Annotated in this window: 3 protein-coding genes; all 3 read left to right on the top strand. The window is 64.6% G+C overall.

From position 1 onward, the window contains the following. Positions 1 to 372 (top strand): ABC transporter permease subunit (locus Q1X90_RS05120; RefSeq protein ID WP_300767211.1); only part of this gene is annotated, 372 nt, incomplete at its 5' end. Further along, the gene (locus Q1X90_RS05115) at positions 369 to 1,964 is read left to right on the top strand and encodes an ABC transporter ATP-binding protein (RefSeq protein WP_300767209.1); all 1,596 of its coding nucleotides are present in this window, start codon (positions 369 to 371) and stop codon (positions 1,962 to 1,964) included. The genes Q1X90_RS05120 and Q1X90_RS05115, both read left to right, overlap by 4 nt. Positions 1,965 to 1,967: 3 nt before the next feature. Further along, positions 1,968 to 2,277: hypothetical protein (locus tag Q1X90_RS05110; RefSeq protein WP_300767207.1), on the top strand; the 310-nt coding region annotated here is incomplete at its 3' end.

Below are 2,277 nucleotides of genomic sequence, written 5' to 3'. Positions count from 1 at the left end.
ATCCGTCTCGTACGATCCGGTGTCCTTACCCATGTGCATGATTCTTATCTCGATGCGGCGAGACTGCTTGAGCTTGGTCCTCTGCGGATCGCCGTGCGCCATCTGCTGCCGGTGATCCGGCCGCTTATCGGAGCCGAGGTCTTTTTGGAGATGGCAAACTCCCTCATCTCCCTGTCCTCCCTGTCCTTCCTCGGATTGGGCGTTTCTCCGCAGGACGCCGACTGGGGGAGGCAGCTCTCCGACGCCCGCGAGCTGCTCTTCAGCAACCCGATGGCCGCCATCGCCCCCGGAGTCGCCATCATTCTCACCTGCGTCGCCTTCAACATCGTCGGAGATTGGATTACCGAGCGCGGCATGAAGGGGGAGATATGAGCAGGACGTCGAATGCGGCCCTGAACGTGCAGGACCTGCGCGTGTCGATCGGTTCTCGGGAGATCATCCACGGCGTGAACCTTCGGTTGCGGCGGGGAACCACCCTTGCGGTGGTGGGTGAGTCCGGATCGGGTAAGTCGGTGACTGCGAAGGCTTTGTGCGGGCTTCTTCCCAGGGATTCATCCATGTCCGGAGAGTATGAGCTCGATGGGAGGAGTGTCGACCTGTCCGCGGGCGAGACCGTCTGGAGAACGATCCGCGGACACGGGGGTATCGTCTGGCTTCCCCAGGACCCGTTTTCCTCGCTCAATCCCCTGAGCACCTGTGGCAGGCAGATTTGCTCGGGCTCGGAGCTGCCGAAGCGCGAGCGTGCCGACCAGGCCCGCCGTCTCCTGAGGGATGTGGGCCTGCCTGCCGATGTGTATTCCGCGTACCCCCATGAGCTGTCCGGAGGGATGCGTCAGCGGGCGGCGATTGCGGCCGCCGTGGCGCCTGGTCCACGCGTACTCATCGCCGACGAGCCGACGACCGCTTTGGATGCCCAGACGCAGGAGGGCGTGCTACGTCTTCTTAGGAATCTGAGCGCATCCCGGCGCATGTCCCTTGTTCTCATCACCCACGATCTGGCCTTGGCGGCAGCGCATGCCGACGACATCGCAGTGTTCCACGATGGCGTCGTCGTCGAAGAGGCCAGCCGTGACGACGTCGTCCTGCATCCTCGCTCCGACTACACGCGGCGGCTGCTGGGCGCTCGTGTGCGGGGCGATACTGGTCATGGCGGTGATGCCGGCGTGGAGGGGCACCTTGTCGTTCGTGCCGAGCATCTCGTCAAGACCTATCCCGGTGCCGTGGAACCAGCCGTGCAAGACGTGTCTCTGGAGGTCAAACGCGGGGAGATCCTCGGCGTTGTGGGCGAATCCGGCTCCGGTAAGTCGACGGTGGCGCGATGCCTCGTCGGCCTGGAGAAGCCCGACTCCGGTAGCGTCGCCTACATCGATTCGGACGGTGCAGAGCTGCCATGGTCCCGGGGACGTGCGCAGCTGGTGTTCCAGAATCCCTTCGGGTCGCTGAACCCCACAATGACAGTGGGACAGACCCTGCGTGAGGCGCTTCATGTGTGCGGCAAGCCGTCGGACGATGCGGCCGTGTGCACGCTGCTCACTGAGGTCGGTCTGGATGCGTCCATCGAGAACCTGCTCGATCGCAAGCCGGGAACCCTGTCCGGAGGGCAGTGCCAGCGTGTGGCCATCGCTCGCTCCCTGGTACCCGACCCCGAGCTTCTCGTGGCTGACGAGGCCGTCACTGCCCTGGACGCCGTAATCCGCGTCCAGGTGCTCGACACCATGCTTCGACTTCGTGACGATTTCGGTTTGGCGATACTGTTCATCTCCCATGACCTCGACGTCGTGAGGAGGGTCGCCGACAGGATCATCGTCATGCGGGCCGGTGAGGTCGTCGAATCCGGAGTGACCGCCGATGTGATGGACCGGTCGACGAACGCCTACGTGAGGGCGCTGGTCGCGGCGATGCCGGGCAATCCCCTTGGTGGTCCCGGAGGACCATCCGGCAGCACGGTGAAGTCGGAGAAGTAGACCATGGGCATGCGTTTTCTCGACGTTTCGACGAATCATCCCCCGGAGCCCCGATTCATGCGCCTGGTCGGCCCCGTTGGCCACGAGACGCTGCACGGCCGGCTCGGGCGTGACGTCTACATCGCCTATGACGCCGCGGACCCCACCGGTTCCCATGCTTCGCTGGTCGGACGGCATCGTACGCATACCGCACAGCAGACTTTGTGCGCGCTGGAGGGGGACCCCCGCCTGTGGAAGAGCCTCGTCGTCCATGCGGAGCGACGGTCGAGGGACGTCTTCGCGCTGAAGGTGGCTCGCGACCTCGGCGCAGGCT

It is taken from the genome of uncultured Bifidobacterium sp., assembly GCF_949292005.1.
Lineage (GTDB): Bacteria > Actinomycetota > Actinomycetes > Actinomycetales > Bifidobacteriaceae > Bifidobacterium.
Note: the sequence above shows the minus strand (reverse complement) of the source record. Positions and strands in the feature narration are given on the sequence as shown.